This is a genomic window from Pseudogracilibacillus sp. SO10305 (assembly GCF_037072005.1).
Lineage (GTDB): Bacteria > Bacillota > Bacilli > Bacillales > Amphibacillaceae > Pseudogracilibacillus > Pseudogracilibacillus intestinigallinarum.
In genome coordinates, this window is sequence record NZ_JAXHDE010000003.1 from 57286 (window position 1) to 72720 (window position 15435).

At 37.3% G+C, this 15435-nt stretch carries 16 protein-coding genes and 2 other annotated features; of the genes, 8 read left to right on the top strand and 8 right to left on the bottom strand.

The annotated features are described in order from the left end of the window. From fni to SPD45_RS04270, 4 genes are all read right to left on the bottom strand, one after another. The gene (fni, locus tag SPD45_RS04255) at positions 1-1047 is read right to left on the bottom strand and encodes a type 2 isopentenyl-diphosphate Delta-isomerase (RefSeq protein ID WP_336266463.1); all 1047 of its coding nucleotides are present in this window, start codon (positions 1045-1047) and stop codon (positions 1-3) included. A gap of 117 nt (positions 1048-1164) precedes the next feature. Then, the gene (locus tag SPD45_RS04260; protein ID WP_336266464.1) at positions 1165-1980 is read right to left on the bottom strand and encodes a sulfurtransferase; all 816 of its coding nucleotides are present in this window, start codon (positions 1978-1980) and stop codon (positions 1165-1167) included. Position 1981: 1 nt separating this feature from the next. Next, positions 1982-2560, bottom strand: coding sequence for a DNA-3-methyladenine glycosylase I (locus SPD45_RS04265; RefSeq protein WP_336266465.1), 579 nt, complete (start codon positions 2558-2560; stop codon positions 1982-1984). Further along, positions 2561-3394: a sulfurtransferase gene (locus tag SPD45_RS04270; RefSeq protein WP_336266466.1), complete on the bottom strand. Its 834-nt coding sequence runs from the start codon at positions 3392-3394 to the stop codon at positions 2561-2563. It lies immediately after the preceding gene. Positions 3395-3540: 146 nt separating this feature from the next. Here SPD45_RS04270 and SPD45_RS04275 point away from each other — a divergent pair, with 146 nt between their 5' ends. Then, on the top strand, positions 3541-4533 hold the full coding sequence (locus tag SPD45_RS04275; protein ID WP_336266467.1) for a D-alanyl-D-alanine carboxypeptidase family protein: 993 nt from the start codon (positions 3541-3543) through the stop codon (positions 4531-4533). Between the two features lie 69 nt (positions 4534-4602). Here SPD45_RS04275 and SPD45_RS04280 read toward each other — a convergent pair whose 3' ends face one another. From SPD45_RS04280 to SPD45_RS04295, 4 genes are all read right to left on the bottom strand, one after another. Beyond that, positions 4603-5055, bottom strand: a complete 453-nt coding sequence (locus SPD45_RS04280) for a DUF2269 family protein (RefSeq protein ID WP_336266468.1) — start codon at positions 5053-5055, stop codon at positions 4603-4605. 87 nt (positions 5056-5142) lie between these two features. Beyond that, complete coding sequence (locus SPD45_RS04285) at positions 5143-6030, bottom strand: fructosamine kinase family protein (protein WP_336266469.1); 888 nt, start codon at positions 6028-6030, stop codon at positions 5143-5145. Continuing rightward, positions 6020-6478, bottom strand: coding sequence for a nucleoside deaminase (locus SPD45_RS04290; protein ID WP_336266470.1), 459 nt, complete (start codon positions 6476-6478; stop codon positions 6020-6022). The genes SPD45_RS04285 and SPD45_RS04290 overlap by 11 nt, the downstream gene beginning before the upstream one ends. Positions 6479-6579: 101 nt before the next feature. Continuing rightward, entirely contained in the window at positions 6580-7617 is a 1038-nt protein-coding gene (locus SPD45_RS04295; RefSeq protein ID WP_336266471.1) for a PTS transporter subunit IIC, read from the bottom strand. A 164-nt stretch (positions 7618-7781) separates the two neighbouring features. On the opposite strand from SPD45_RS04295, the gene SPD45_RS04300 reads away from it, so the two are divergent. The 7 genes from SPD45_RS04300 to trpA all read left to right on the top strand — a co-directional run bounded on the left by SPD45_RS04300 (position 7782) and on the right by trpA (position 15397). Then, a complete protein-coding gene (locus SPD45_RS04300) occupies positions 7782-8339 on the top strand; it encodes a nitroreductase family protein (RefSeq protein ID WP_336266473.1) in 558 nt (185 codons plus the stop codon). Positions 8340-8947: 608 nt separating this feature from the next. Further along, positions 8948-9190, top strand: a binding site (T-box leader). 57 nt (positions 9191-9247) lie between these two features. After that, positions 9248-9515: a binding site (T-box leader), on the top strand. 53 nt (positions 9516-9568) lie between these two features. Continuing rightward, complete coding sequence (gene trpE / locus SPD45_RS04305; RefSeq protein ID WP_336266474.1) at positions 9569-10954, top strand: anthranilate synthase component I; 1386 nt, start codon at positions 9569-9571, stop codon at positions 10952-10954. 13 nt (positions 10955-10967) lie between these two features. After that, positions 10968-11996, top strand: coding sequence for an anthranilate phosphoribosyltransferase (gene trpD / locus SPD45_RS04310; RefSeq protein WP_336266475.1), 1029 nt, complete (start codon positions 10968-10970; stop codon positions 11994-11996). A 13-nt stretch (positions 11997-12009) separates the two neighbouring features. Then, positions 12010-12798: an indole-3-glycerol phosphate synthase TrpC gene (gene trpC / locus SPD45_RS04315; RefSeq protein WP_336266476.1), complete on the top strand. Its 789-nt coding sequence runs from the start codon at positions 12010-12012 to the stop codon at positions 12796-12798. Continuing rightward, positions 12795-13406: a phosphoribosylanthranilate isomerase gene (locus tag SPD45_RS04320; protein WP_336266477.1), complete on the top strand. Its 612-nt coding sequence runs from the start codon at positions 12795-12797 to the stop codon at positions 13404-13406. The genes trpC and SPD45_RS04320 overlap by 4 nt, the downstream gene beginning before the upstream one ends. Beyond that, entirely contained in the window at positions 13403-14599 is a 1197-nt protein-coding gene (trpB, locus tag SPD45_RS04325) for a tryptophan synthase subunit beta (protein ID WP_336266478.1), read from the top strand. The genes SPD45_RS04320 and trpB overlap by 4 nt, the downstream gene beginning before the upstream one ends. Next, positions 14600-15397: a tryptophan synthase subunit alpha gene (gene trpA / locus SPD45_RS04330; RefSeq protein WP_336266479.1), complete on the top strand. Its 798-nt coding sequence runs from the start codon at positions 14600-14602 to the stop codon at positions 15395-15397. It begins immediately after the preceding gene. Positions 15398-15435 lie beyond the last annotated feature (38 nt).

A 15435-nucleotide genomic window follows, 5' to 3' on the forward strand; every position in this document is an offset into this window, starting at 1 on the left:
TCAATCTAATAATGACTGTCCATTTATCTTCATACGTTTTGTATTTTTTAATTCCTCAATCGTTGATACACCAATACCAAACATGGTCATTTTTAATTCAAATTCAATTTGATCCATTACTTCTAATACTTTCTCAACAGATTGTGTCGCTGCTTTCAATAGAGCACGAGCATAACCAATCACATCGGCACCGATTGCAATTGCTTTTGCTGCATCTACTCCTGTTTTCATCCCACCACTTGATACGATTGGTGTTTCCGGTAAATGGGACCTAACAGAAACGATACAATCCTTCGTTGGAATACCCCAATCATTGAACGCTTCTGCTGCACGCTTACGTAAATCATCTTCTGTTCTTAGTTTTTCAACTTGACTCCACGATGTTCCACCTGCACCAGCAACATCAATATATGAAATACCTACATCGTATAATTTTTTCGCAACCGTACCGTCAATACCGAAACCTACTTCTTTTACCCCTACTGGAACAGATAAGTTTTTACACACTTCTTCAATTTTCGGTAATAAATGTTCAAAGTTTAAATCGCCACCATCTTGTACGACTTCTTGTAAACTATTTAAATGAAGAACAAGTGAATCCGCTTCTGTTCTTTCGACAATTCTTTCACAATGGTCTACACCGTACCCATAATTAAATTGCACTGCACCTAAATTGGCAATAAGTGGCACTGTTGTAGCATATTTGCGAATTAAAAAAGAAGTTTCATGTGCATCACTTTCTAATAATGCACGTGTAGAACCGAGCCCGATTGCCCACCCTTTTTCTTCACTAGCTAACGCTAAATTTATATTAATTTTCGATGCTAATTCCGAACCACCTGTCATGGAACTTACTAAGAACGGGGCCTTTAACGTTTTACCGATAAATGACGTCGCAAGATCAATATCATGAAAATTGATTTCTGGAAGTGCATTATGGATGAAAGAAATTCCTTCCAAACCTGTCGTCTTATTTACACCTTCTACTGCATCTGTTAAACAGAGTCGAATATGTTCTGTTTTTCTTACATTAATATCTGCTTCCATGAACAACACCCTCATTCTTTTCATAATTAAACAATCTATATTTAGTGTACGTTTTTCACATTTAGATTGAAAGAAATATGTTTATAAAGCGATGGCTTCTTTTAGTAATATACTTCCTTATGATTTTTTCTCAATCTCATTTTGATCGTCTTGTGACCATTCTTTAAAGCCACCTGCATATAATTTCACATTTTTAAAACCAGCTTCTTTTAATGCGACGACATTGATACATGCGGAATTTCCTGTTCCACAAGAGACAATATGTTCTTGTTTTTCTTTAACCGATGCAAATTGTTTTTGCAATGATGTAGATGACCTCCACCGACCATTTGCATCCATCACATTTTTCGCAGGAAAGTTTTGTGCGCCTTTAATATGGCCGTCCTTCCCATACCCTGAAGCTGTTTCTCCACTATACTTTTCATAAATACGAGCATCGATATGCACAGACTTTTTCTCTTCTAACTGTGCTTTTACTTCATCGATTTGAACGAGCAAATCTTGTTGCAACTGTACATCAAACACGGTCTTGTCACGTTCGATTACCTCATCAGTCCATTCGTATCCCGCTTCTTTCCAAGCACGTGCTCCCCCATCTAAAATATATACTTCTTCATGTCCTAAATAAGTAAGTAATACATATGCTTTCGATGCTGCACGATGATTTCCTTCATCATATAGAAGAATAGCCATTTGACGATTGATTCCTTTTTCTTCTAATGTCGTTTTTATTTGTTCTATCTCAGGAAAGAAGGAATCTTTTCCGCTTATATCTTCTTTGAAATCTAAATAAACAGCCCCCGGAAGATGTTGATGCTTATATGCTTCTTTTCCTGTTCCATATACTTCATCTTTTATACGTACATCTACTGGAATAATAGATTGCGTCATTACTTTTTTCTGTGCTTTTTCAGCAGATAAAATAATTGTCATATTAGTTCTCTCCTTGTTTTTTATACAAAAAGCATTGTTTTGTATGGTCTTGAATGATGCCAACTGCTTGTAAAAAGGAATAGCAAATAACAGGGCCAACAAAGGAAAAGCCACGTTTTTTCAAATCTTTACTTAATTTTGTCGATAAGGTGGAAGAGGCTGGTACTTCTGAAGAGTTTTCCCAATCATTTACGATACTTTTCTCCCCGACAAAGGTCCAAATGTATTGATGGAAGGAACCGAACTCCTCTTGGATATATAAAATTGCCTGTGCATTTTGAATGGTTGCACGAATTTTTCGCTCATTTCGAATGATCCCTTCATTTTTGAGCAATTTATTCACATCTTCTTCTGTATATGTTGCAACGGTTGCAATATCAAAATGCGCAAATGCTTTGCGATAGTTTTCTCTTCGTTTTAATATCGTTATCCAGCTGAGCCCAGCCTGTGCTCCTTCTAGCGTAATCATCTCAAACAAATACGCATCATTAAAAAAGCGTTCCATATTGCCCCATTCTTCATCATGATAAATTTCATATAAGGGGTCCTTCGTTACCCACGCACACCGCTGTTTTTCCATTTATGATTCCTTCGTTTCTATATCATTTTCTTCATATGATATCCAATCACTAAAACTTCCAACATATAGTTTTACATCGTCAAATCCCGCTATTTGCAATGCAAGCACATTAGGACACGCCGAAATACCTGAGCCACAGGAAGTGATAATTGTATCGTATTCCTTTAAGTTAGCAAAATGTGCTTGTAATGCCTCTTTCGACTTCCAATTACCGTCTTCATCTAGTATGTCAGCCCAAAAGAAATTTTTAGCCCCTGGAATATGTCCTGCTTTATCATATAATGGTTCTGTTTTACCAAGATAACGGTTTTTCGCTCTTGCATCTAATAATACTTCTGTATCCACATTACGATCGCGAACCTCTTCCATCGTTATAATTAGGTCATGTTGAACATTAGGGGTAAAATTACCTTCCCTTCGTTCTTTCGTTTCAGACGTTACAGGATAAGTCGCATGTTTCCACGCTCGAAAACCACCTTGTAAAACGTATACATTTTCTATACCGACATAACGTAGGACAAACCAAGCACGTGGTGCAAACATCTCGTTGCCTTCATCGTAGACGACAACTGTTGAATCATTGTTTACCCCTAGTTGACGCAATTTTTTTGAAAACGTCTCAACGTCTGGTAGTGGATGATTGCCGCCATGCGTTCGTACTTCTCCTGATAGATCCTTTTCCAAATGAATATATTGTGCACCGACAATATGTTCTTCCATATATGCATAATAACCATCATCCGGTCTTGCTAAATTAGAACGTGCATCCAATATGATGACATTTTCATCAAACAATTTTTCTCTTAATGTTGCTACATCCATTAAATAACGCATGAAAATCCCCTCTCCTTCTGTTCTCTAATCGTTTATTCCTTATTCTATCATATTATATACACAAATTTTGCGCACAATTACACACTTATGATTGCATTCCGTTTTCATTATGTGAGAAAATACATAAGGTAATGGAGGTAGAAAAAATGAAAAAATGGATTGTGTTATGTGTGAGCGCAATATTATTGCTTAGTGCTTGTAGTAATAATGAAGAAGCAACAAAACAAGCAAACACAAATGAAGCAACTGAAAACAATAACGAAACAACTACAAACGAATTAACAGAAGAAACGATCGTAAAAGGTGAGGAAGGAGATGCCGTTCCAATGATTCAACAGGCACTCATCGACATCGGTTATGATGTAGAGGAAACAGGCGTATTAGACAGTTATACTGTATGGGCATTAACAGATATGCAATTACAATTGGAAGATATTGCTACGACTGGGATATACGATAAAGCAATGAAACAAGTTATAGAAGAACAATTGGATCAAACAACAGTAGAACCAGCAGCAAAACTTGACCGCCCTGATTCCAATGATCATCTTTCATTAGCAATTGACAACCCTTATGAAGTTTTAGCATTAGTGAATAAATCCAATGCACTACCAGAAGGGTTTGAACCTGAAGATTTAACGGTCCCAGATGTTCGTTTTCCTTTTGAGGAAGATGACCCGAAAAAACAGTTACGAAAAGTTGCTGCAGACGCTTTAGAAGAACTATTTGAGGCGAGTGAAGCAGAGGGTTTAAACCTGTTCGCTCAATCAGGGTATCGTTCATATGATCGTCAAGTAGCTGTATTTGCAGCGAATGTCGAAAAACATGGAGAAGAACATGCGAATACATATAGTGCACGTCCCGGTGAAAGTGAACACCAAACGGGTTTAGTTATGGATGTGACGACAGATGAGGTCGGCTTTGATTTAATCGTTGAATTCGGTGAAACAGATGAAGGTAAATGGTTAAAAGACAATGCACATGAATACGGCTTTATTATTCGCTACCCTGAAGGAAAAGAAGATATTACAAAGTATCAATATGAACCGTGGCATTTACGTTATGTCGGGGAACAAGCTGCAACTGAAATTTATGAAAAAGAAATGACATTAGAAGAATATTTAGAAGCGAAACAATAGAAAAATAGCTTAGGAGAACAAGATAATGTTTTCCTAAGCTATTTTGATTATGTATGGTCTTTTCATAGATTAAAATGGTTTTGTAATCATGAGTAAAATAATAATAAGGAAAATGATATTCGTCATTCGCTCATAAAAAAATAGTTCCTTTGCTAATACTTCATACGTGTCTGGAATTTCTTGAATACGGTCATCCGCTAATATTTCCTTAATCGGCTTTGCACGTGGTGATAAAACAAGTGGGCCTGCAGCTAATGCTACTAAAAATAAAACTAGACTAATAAGAAACCAATATTGTGAAAATAAATATGGATTCATGATGCCCATCCCTAATCCTGTTAATAACAGCAATGTACCACCAACCATGACAAAATGGTGAATTCTATTTCGAATATGATATGCATGTCTTAATTGCCTCATATCTTTTGCATTTGTTACAATATAAATCATTACAAATCCAGGTCCCAGTCCTAATATTGCAGCGAAAACGTGTATAATAACGAGCAAATCGTATAAACTCATAAAAAAGTACCTCCATCGTTGTGCATTAAGTTTACTACTTAATGTGTATGAATTCAACAAATGAAGGTATGCATATATTTCGTTTTCTTAAAAGTTTTCCCCGATATATTTATCTAAAATTTGATCGATTTGTTCACCGTACATTTCCCCAAATAAGTTTAAATGAGCCATCAAATAATATAATTGATAAAGTGGTTTAATATCTTCATATTCTTTTCTTAATGGATAATTTTCATTATAAGCTTCGTAAAATTTGCTCGGAAATCCACCAAACAATTCTGTATATGCAAGCTCAAAATGACGGTCACCATATAAAAACGATGGATCGACAATATATGGTTCTCCCCCAGGACCGACAATCCAGTTACCTGAATATAAATCCCCGTGTAAATGAGACGGTTCCACAAAACTTGGAATCCATTCATCTAGCGTTTCTAGTAACTTTTCTAGTTGTTTACGACGTTTCCCTTCAATATTACCAGTTTCAATCCCTTGTTCTAATTGAGAACCTAATCGTTTATCACGGTAATATTCTAACCAGTTTGCATTTAATTCATTTGGTTGTGGCAATAGTCCGATATATGTATCAGAATCGAACCCATGCAAACGGCCAAACGATTTATGCAGATCTGCTAGTTTTCTCCCTAATGTTTCTTCTGTTTTATCTGTTTTTCTTCCTTCAATCCATTCTAATAATAAAAATCCTCTTCCCGGTTGGTCTGAATACGATAAAAAGCTCGGCACGGAAATAGTGTTCGTCTCTTTTAATAGACGTAACCCTGTCGCCTCACTTTTAAAGAAAAATTTCGGTGCGTTCGCATGGAATTTCATGAAAAACTCCGCATCGATTGTCTGCACATAATATGCTTCATTAATCGATCCACCTTTAATTTTCTTAATCGTTTGAACTTCCGAATAATCACGACCATTTTCTAATGCTATTCGAACTAATTTTTCCATTTCGTTATTTTTCATGTTTCTGTACCCACAATCTCATTGGATTTTGTTGGCCTTCTTCTAATGACATATATTGCATCACGATTCCACTTGATTCGTTTGGCTTTGTGAAATCTTGATACATTGCCTTAGAAGCTCCTAAGCCTATATTCGTTGCTTCATCTACAGATTGACTATAATAAATATCTGTAACCCCAACGAAATGCATTGATGTTAAGCATATGGGACAAGGTTGTCCGCTCGCATACATCGTACAATTCGACAAATCATTTGTTTGTAATGTTTTCTGTGCATGACGAATCGCATTTAACTCCGCATGACTACTTCCGTCAAATGTACTATGTAACTCATTGATACCTTCTGCAATAATTTTCCCTTCTTGCACGAGGACTGCACCAAATGAACTTCCACCTTGCGCTACATTTTCTACTGCTAGTTGTACCGCACGCTCCATACATTGACCCATCCGTATCCCTCCAAGAGCGTTTACATACTTTCATCTTATAACAAAATCCAATCAGTTTCCATCCAAATAATATATAAGATTTATGTATCACAATGTATTAATTATTCAAATGACAAAGCCATATCTCCCTCTTTAATCCAGCCAATTTTCCGTAAATACATCGTGCAAAGCACACTAATAACAATCGGTGCAAGAATATGAAGCATTAAAACTTGAATGAACACTGTCCATGTAAAGCCCATCGTTTCAAATGCCATTATTTGTCCAACGAAACCACTCGTTCCCATTCCTGCTCCTGCCGTATTGTTTTCCATCATAAAAATAGCTGTCCCTATCGGTGCAAGAATCGCTCCCGCCATAGTCGGTGGAATTAATATTGCTGGGTTTTGGATGATGTTGGCAACTTGTAACATCGATGTTCCGATTCCTTGTGCAAGAAATCCTCCAATCCCATTTTCACGATAGCTAGCGGCAGCAAAACCGACCATTTGTGCAGAACAACCGATGACAGCCGCTCCAGCTGCTAAACCGTCTAAAGATAACATAAAGGCAATCGCAACACTGGAAATCGGTGCCGTCAATGCCCATCCCATTAAAACAGCTACGATAATCCCCATAATGAATGGCCTTTGTGTAGTAGACCAATTAATCATTTCTCCTAACCAAAGCATTCCTTGTTGAATGGGGATTCCGATGAACTTTCCTGTTATATAGCCGATAAAAATTGTCGTAAATGGAGTAACAATAATATCGACACGAGTAGTTTGATATACCAATTTCCCCATCTCTGTAGCCATTAATGCTGCAACATAGCTTCCCGCCGGTCCACCTAACTCTGCCCCAAACGCTCCTGCAAAAAGTGCCGAAAATAACACTAATGGTGGTGCTTGTAAACCATATGCAATTGCAACACCAATCGCTCCTCCCATAATTTTATTATCCATCGCAAACGTACCCATTTCTATGAACATCGGACCGATATTTGCGATATTATATAATGTTAATTGCTCCCCTACTGTTTTCATCATAAGACCGATAATAAGTGATGAAAACAATCCTAATGCCATATAGCTTAAAGCCGTTATAAAATAGTCGTTCGGTGATAGTGTGACACCTTTTTTCTTTACGTAATTTTTCATCATATACCCCTCTTTACAGTTGTCTTGTCACTAGTATTATGACGTATAAATGAAAACATTTCTAATAGAAACCCTTAGTACAACAACATTTGCTATTTTAAGCCCTTTCCTATATAATTTGTGACGGAAACTTCGGTTTATTCAATGATTAGGAGGAGTTTTAAATGAACGAATTACAACAATCTGCAATTGCAAAAATCATTCGTGAACGCCGTTCGATTAAGAAAGGATACAATGATAAAAAGGTTGAAGAAGTTACTGTACGTGCATTATTAGACCAATCTATTTGGGCGCCGACACACGGCATGCGCGAACCTTGGCGCTTTATTTTTATCGATAAAGATATGTTACCAACTTTTGCGAAAAAAGTTAGTTTAACTTATAAAGAAGATATGCAAGAAAATCGTGAAAACTATTTAAATGAACCAAATGCTATTTTAGTAGCTATTATGGAAGAACCAGAAAAACAGAAGCAGTGGGATGAAAACTTCGGCGCTATAGCTAGCTTCATTCATAATTTTTCATTACTAGCTTGGGAACAAGAGTTAGGAGTTTGTTGGAAAACGAACCCTCATATATACGATCCAAAGGTAAAGGAAATTTTAGATGTCGCAGAAACAGAGAAAATTGTCGGCTTCATCCATTTAGGATATTTTGATGAAGCACCAGAAGTTAAGCCTCGTACGGACATCGATGAGAAATTAACTGTTTATAAAGGATAAGATCAAACGTGAAGTTGGATATTCATACTTGTTCGAGCATGTAATATGAAGTATTCAATCTTCATATGTACTTAAACATGGTACTCCGACTTCTTAAAGGTGGTTCTTTGTCAAATAGTGCTGGTGACCCTCTTAAAGTCATGTAATATTTAATTGTGTTGAGCCAATAAATAGCCAATAAAAATAGCATGAATATGTCACTTCGAAAATGTACTCCGCTTTCCGCGTGTGGCTGATAAACCAAGCTCAAGTGCTGCCTTCCCTTGTCTTATCTAGTCCTTTTTTACGGCAGGAATCTACGTACATTTCCTACGTTTCATCTAGCTGTTTACATGCTAGTTTCCTCCTCCTTTGTTGCTTAAGCTTTAAGGAAGGAGGATTTTTTCCACTAACACCATATATTGTAGAGCCTTACATGTATGACAATATCCAACTTTTTAATCCTATCATTACTGACGGAACTCTATTTATTAGAATTACGAAAAGTATGATGAGGATATGTTGAACAAATTCATTCAGTGTACGCAATCTGTTTAAATTTTTGAAATATTTCATCTTTGCTATTGACAAATGTTTCGAGATTTATTATGATTATAATCAAATCTTATACATATGCAACGAGAAAGAAGAGTAATCTATCGTAAACACTTTAGAGAGCTAGTGGTTTGGTGAGAACTAGTGTGGCACATAGATGAATGGACTTTCTGGCATTTAAACCGAACGAGTTTTCACTTCAGTAGGCTTTAACGATTTAGTCTCCCGTTATATGAGACGAATAGATATATATCTATTCACCAAAGTGAGCAAATAATATTGCTAATAAAGGTGGTACCGCGATCCTCGTCCTTTTCTTATGGATGGAGGTGTTTTTTTATGCCACATTTCTATAGAATAACTTCATATATATTTATAAATCGCAAAGTAAGAAGAGTACATTTTTAAGAAATATTAAAGAGAGCTAGGGGTGGTGGGATCCTAGTATGTGGATAAAGATGGAATGGGCTTACGAGAGAATCTTTGAACGACGGCTTTTAGTAGGAGATTCCGTTATTCCGACGTTATACGGATAGAATATCGAATACAAACAAATGTATTCCGTATTTGAAAACGAGATAAAGGGAAGTTTATATCCCCCTTTAAAATGAGGTGGCACCACGGTCTATCATCGTCCTCTACAAACATATATATGTTTGTAGAGGACTTTTTTTATTTTTAGGAGGAAATAAGAAATGATTAAACAACAAAACACATATACATCTTTAAAGATAAATGCTGATACATTAACACCTGTAGGAATATTTAAACGATTAGAAGGTACAAAAAAGTTTTTATTAGAAAGTTCCTTCCAACATGAAAGGAAAGGGAAGTTCTCTTATGTTGGTGCGAATCCTTACGAGGAAATAATCGGTTACGGTACGACAACGACTGTACGAAACTTGGAAACAAACGAAACGTCGACATATGAGATGCACGTTTTGCAATATTTTAAAGAACATTTCCCAAAAATAAATGCAGACTTACCGCTACCTTTTTCTGGTGGGGCTATCGGTTACATCGGTTATGATGCCATTCGCCCTTTCACAAATATCGGTGCCGAAAAGGAAAATGACTTGGAAATGCCTGATTATCATTTCATGGTATATGACACGATTATCGCTTATGAACACCGGACAGAAGCCGCTCATATTATCGCATTAAATACGAATGAAGAAACAGAGCCTGAAATCGATCGTCGTATTCAAAACATCGAAAGGCAATTAAAAAAAGAAATGACGATTGAGGATCCAACGATTGCTCCTTTCGAATTTACATCAACGGTTGAAAAAAATGCCTTCATCGACAGAGTAAATAAAGCAAAACATTATATCGAAAAAGGGGAATGTGAACAAATTGTTTTATCACAGCGAATGGTTGCAACGATTACAGACGACCCATTTTCAATTTATCGAAAATTACGGACGGCAAACCCTTCCCCATATATGTTCTACATTGATTTTGCAGATTATCTCATTATCGGTGCATCACCTGAAAGTCTCGTTCAAACTACGGGAAGAACGGTCGTGACAAACCCGATAGCAGGAACAAAGCCAAGAGGCAAAAATGAAGCGGAAGATGCAATGATTGCCTATGAATTGTTACAAGATCCAAAAGAAGTTGCTGAACACGATATGCTCGTCCAACTAAGTAAAGATGATTTGCACCCTATTTGTAAACAAGGAAGTATTCAAGTTCCGGTATATAAAGATATCGTAAAGTATGAACATGTCATGCATATCGTCTCCGAAACACACGGAATATTAAAAGATCATTTAACGAGTTTTGATGCATTGGTCGCTTGTTTACCTGCCGGAACGGTATCAGGTTCTCCAAAAATTAGAGCGATGCAAATCATTAATGAATTAGAAGATGAACGACGCGGATTTTACGCTGGTGGAATTGGCTACATTACGTTTAATCACGATATAAATATTGCGATTGCGATCCGTTCACTCATCATTAAAGATGAAAAAGCATATGTGCAAGCTGGAGCAGGAATCGTCCAAGATTCTATTGCAGAAAACGAATATATGGAAACTTTGCATAAGGCAAAGTCATTAACGAATTTAAAAAATTAGGAGGAGTTTTCTCATGAGAGATTATCTTGAAAAATTAATGCAAGCGAATGATTTAACGATGGATGAAATAGGTCATGTGACGAATTTATGTTTAACAGAAGATATCCCAAATACGCAAATAGCTGCATTTTTAACGGCACTTCGTATAAAAGGGGAAACCCCAGAAGAAATCGCAGGAATCGCTCAAGTCATTCGAGAACAATCTGTCATGAGTGATATCCAACTAGCAAATGTGATGGATAACTGCGGTACTGGTGGAGATCGTTCGAACAGTTTCAATATTAGTACGACATCTGCATTCGTATTAGCAGGTGCTGGTATTCCTGTAGCAAAACATGGCAATCGCAGTGTATCAAGTACAACCGGAAGCGCAGACGTGTTGGAACAGCTCGGTGTATCTTTAACGATGACGAAGGAACAAATCGAGACGACATTAAAGGAAAACAATATCGTCTTTTTATTTGCACCACATGTCCATGCAAAATTAAAACCATTTATGCAAGTGAGACAACAACTAGGATTGCCAACGATTTTCAATTTAATTGGTCCTTTAACAAACCCTGTAGAATTAGATGCTCAACTAATGGGGGTATATGACCGCACAAAATTAACGACGATCGCGAAAGCATTAAGAACATTAGGTAGAAAACGCGCTCTCGTCCTGAACGGTGCAGGAAATATGGATGAAGGATCACTCGCAGGTGAGAACCATCTTGTTCTTCTAGAGGACGGAAAGATCCAATCATTTACAGTACACCCGAATGATGTCGGTTTACCTGTTTACGATAACGAAGCTATTCGTGGCGGGGATGCAAAACAAAATGCAGAAATTTTACGAAGTGTCCTAAACAATGAACCGAGTGCATATTTAGATACAGTTTTATTTAATGCTGCATTAGGGTTATTTGCAAACGGAAAGGCAAGGACGATTATAGAAGGAATTGACATTGCCAAAGAAAGTATTCAATCCGGAAAAGCGCTTCATGCTTTAAATTATTTAATCAATGTGAGTAACAATGAAACTCATTCTATAATTTCTTAAAGAGGTGATAATGATGACAATATTAATGAAAATTTTACAAAAAAAAGCAAAAGAAGTGCAACAAATAAATCGCGAAACATTCCCAACAAATGAGTATAAAAAAGTACCAACTTTTTACGAAACGATTCGAGTAAATCATAAAATGGGTGTCATTGCAGAAATTAAACGTGCTTCCCCGTCCAAAGGAATGATCAATGAACATGTTGACCCTGTTCAACAAGCAAAATTATATGAACAGCATGGGGCTAGCGCCATTTCTGTATTAACTGATACCCTCTTTTTCAAAGGGACGATGGAAGATTTACAAAATGTACGTGCAGCAGTAAATATTCCGATTCTTTGCAAAGATTTTATCATCGACGAAATTCAAATTGATCGTGCAAAAGCATATGGGGCAAATATTATTTTACTCATCGCGGCAGCACTCGACGATGCACATTTAAGACGGTTATATGATTACGCGATAAGTTTAAACTTGGAAGTACTTTGTGAAGTTCATAATGAAGAAGAAATGGAACGTGTTTTACAGCTTAACCCAAGATTAGTCGGTGTGAATAATCGTGATTTAAAAACATTCCATGTCGACCTTCAAACGACTAATCGTTTGGCAAAAATGGTACGTAATAATGATATTATTTTTATTAGTGAAAGTGGTATTGAAACTGGGGCTGATGTCGCCATAGTGAAAGATGCTGGAGCAGAAGCCATTTTGGTTGGGGAGACACTCATGCGTGCAGCAAATGTTGCCAATAAAATGGAGGAATTCCAATTACCATTTGAAGAAAAGAAGGGTGTTAAATGAACGTAAAAATATGTGGCATCACATCGATAGAAATGGCAAATGTTGTGGAAGAAAACGGTGCAAATTTTATCGGATTTGTATTTGCACCGAGCAAAAGACAAGTATCGACAGAAAAAGCAGCAGAAATTGCCAATACTTTAGGAAAAACGATTAACAAAGTCGGCGTGTTCGTGAATGAAACGAAAGAAAATATTTGTCACATCGCAGAACAGGTCGGATTAGATTATATTCAACTACACGGCGATGAGACTGCGGCGTTTGCAACGTCCCTACCATATCCTGTTATAAAAGCATTCTCAAGTGAAAAAGTGACGAATGAATTAATTAACCATTATCCAGCTGACTACATTTTAATCGATAGTCCACCGCAGGAATTTAGAGGTGGGTCTGGTGTCACATTTGATTGGTCGACACTCAATCAATTCGATATAGATAGAAGCAAACTCATTTTAGCAGGTGGCTTAACGATCGATAATGTTGCACAAGCACGAGCACAAGTACAGCCATATGCTGTCGATGTATCAAGTGGCGTCGAAACGAACGGAATAAAGGACGCAAAGAAAATTGAACAATTTATTACTTTAGCGAAAAAGGATGGATCACAATGACAACATATTCAATGCCAACAAAAGATGGAAAGTACGGTACATTCGGCGGACAGTTCGTTCCTGAATTATTAATGCCTGCATTATTAGAATTAGAAGTAGCATACGAGGAAGCCATAAAAAATGAGAATTTTATGGAGGAATTTCACAGTTATTTAAAAGACTATGTCGGTCGTGAAACACCATTGTATGAAGCAACAAACTTCGCCAAAGCAATCGGTGATGTACGCGTCTTTCTAAAACGAGAAGATTTAAACCATACAGGTGCACATAAAATTAATAACTCCCTCGGGCAAGCATTACTCGCAAAACGAATGGGCAAGAAAAAAATTGTAGCCGAAACTGGTGCAGGTCAACATGGTGTTGCAACTGCAACTGTTTGTGCATTACTTGATTTAGAATGTATCGTTTTTATGGGTGCCAAAGATGTCGAACGCCAAGCACTGAATGTCTTCCGCATGGAATTACTCGGCGCTAAGGTTGTCGGCGTGGAACAAGGAAGTAGTACATTAAAAGATGCAGTAAATGAAGCGTTACGCTATTGGGTTGCGAATGTAGAGGATACACATTATATATTAGGTTCTGTCGTTGGTCCACATCCATTTCCAAAAATTGTTCGAGACTTTCAATCAGTCATCGGAAACGAAACGAAAAGTCAAATAACCGAACAAATCGGTCAGATGCCTAATCATGTCATTGCGGCAGTCGGTGGTGGAAGTAATGCAATGGGGATGTTTTATCCGTTCATCGATGAGGCAAATGTTCAGATGTACGGGGTGGAAGCAGGTGGATTGGGTGTTGCAAAAGGGAAACATGCCGCCACCTTATCTGTTGGAGAAACGGGTATTTTACACGGTACAATGACAAAACTACTGCAAGATCATAACGGACAAATTCAAGAAGCATTTTCTATATCAGCTGGATTAGATTACCCGGGCGTTGGACCAGAACATAGTCATCTGAAAGAAACGAACCGTGTAACATACGATGCGATTAACGACGAAGATGCATTAAAAGCCTTTCAATTATTATCCAAAACCGAAGGCATCATCCCAGCTTTAGAAAGTGCTCATGCTGTTGCATATGCAAAAAAATTAGCTAAAGAAGTACATCCAGGAGACATTATCGTCATTTGTCTATCAGGTCGTGGGGATAAAGATGTACAACAAGTGAAAGATAGATTGGAGTCGAAATAAATGGGTAAAACAAAAATAGATCATTATTTCCAGGAAATTCAACAACGTAATGAAAATTTATTTGTACCATATATCGTTGCCGGTGATGGTGGATTAGAAACATTAAATGATCGGATTCAATTTTTAGAAGAAAGTGGTGCTGCTGCCATTGAACTCGGAATCCCATTTTCAGACCCTGTTGCTGATGGTCCAACGATTCAAGAAGCGAGCATTCGTGCATTAGAGCATGGTACAAGTTTACGCAAAGTATTAGATACGATCGCGCCAAAAAAAGAACATCGTCACGTGCCTATCGTATTAATGACCTATATTAATCCGATTTTCGCTTATGGTGTGGAACAATTTGCAGCAGATTGTAAACGAGTCGGTGTCGATGGGATTATCGTGCCTGACATCCCAATGGAGGAAGAGGAATTAATTGCCCCAAGTCTTGCGGCAAATGATATTGCATATATTCGTCTAGCCGCATTGACGAGTACAGAAGACCGTTTAAAAAAGATTGCAGCACAGTCTGAAGGATTTTTATATGCTGTTTCTGTTACAGGAACGACAGGAGAACGAGCGAATCATGATGCACGTGTAAGTGATTATTTACAAACATTAAAAAAATTCAGCAATGTGCCAGTATTAGCCGGGTTTGGTGTGGCTAATGCAACACAAGCTAGAGAATTAAGTAGCCACGGGGATGGAGTCATCGTCGGAAGTAAAATCGTTCAACTTTTTCATGAAGAAAAAGCGACAGAAGTACGTACTTTGATCCAAGAAAGTTTACCAAAAAAACAACGATTGACTAATTAAATCTCTACATGAAATCGCCTCAGATATGCTTTTAATGG

Bases quoted from the DNA above. Each gene is read 5' to 3' on its own strand.
- fni (WP_336266463.1), bottom strand. From the start codon at position 1,047: ATGGAAGCAGATATTAATGTAAGAAAAACAGAACATATTCGACTCTGT.
- SPD45_RS04260 (WP_336266464.1), bottom strand. From the start codon at position 1,980: ATGACAATTATTTTATCTGCTGAAAAAGCACAGAAAAAAGTAATGACG.
- SPD45_RS04265 (WP_336266465.1), bottom strand. From the start codon at position 2,560: ATGGAAAAACAGCGGTGTGCGTGGGTAACGAAGGACCCCTTATATGAA.
- SPD45_RS04270 (WP_336266466.1), bottom strand. From the start codon at position 3,394: ATGCGTTATTTAATGGATGTAGCAACATTAAGAGAAAAATTGTTTGAT.
- SPD45_RS04275 (WP_336266467.1), top strand. From the start codon at position 3,541: ATGAAAAAATGGATTGTGTTATGTGTGAGCGCAATATTATTGCTTAGT.
- SPD45_RS04280 (WP_336266468.1), bottom strand. From the start codon at position 5,055: ATGAGTTTATACGATTTGCTCGTTATTATACACGTTTTCGCTGCAATA.
- SPD45_RS04285 (WP_336266469.1), bottom strand. From the start codon at position 6,030: ATGAAAAATAACGAAATGGAAAAATTAGTTCGAATAGCATTAGAAAAT.
- SPD45_RS04290 (WP_336266470.1), bottom strand. From the start codon at position 6,478: ATGGGTCAATGTATGGAGCGTGCGGTACAACTAGCAGTAGAAAATGTA.
- SPD45_RS04295 (WP_336266471.1), bottom strand. From the start codon at position 7,617: ATGAAAAATTACGTAAAGAAAAAAGGTGTCACACTATCACCGAACGAC.
- SPD45_RS04300 (WP_336266473.1), top strand. From the start codon at position 7,782: ATGAACGAATTACAACAATCTGCAATTGCAAAAATCATTCGTGAACGC.
- trpE (WP_336266474.1), top strand. From the start codon at position 9,569: ATGATTAAACAACAAAACACATATACATCTTTAAAGATAAATGCTGAT.
- trpD (WP_336266475.1), top strand. From the start codon at position 10,968: ATGAGAGATTATCTTGAAAAATTAATGCAAGCGAATGATTTAACGATG.
- trpC (WP_336266476.1), top strand. From the start codon at position 12,010: ATGACAATATTAATGAAAATTTTACAAAAAAAAGCAAAAGAAGTGCAA.
- SPD45_RS04320 (WP_336266477.1), top strand. From the start codon at position 12,795: ATGAACGTAAAAATATGTGGCATCACATCGATAGAAATGGCAAATGTT.
- trpB (WP_336266478.1), top strand. From the start codon at position 13,403: ATGACAACATATTCAATGCCAACAAAAGATGGAAAGTACGGTACATTC.
- trpA (WP_336266479.1), top strand. From the start codon at position 14,600: ATGGGTAAAACAAAAATAGATCATTATTTCCAGGAAATTCAACAACGT.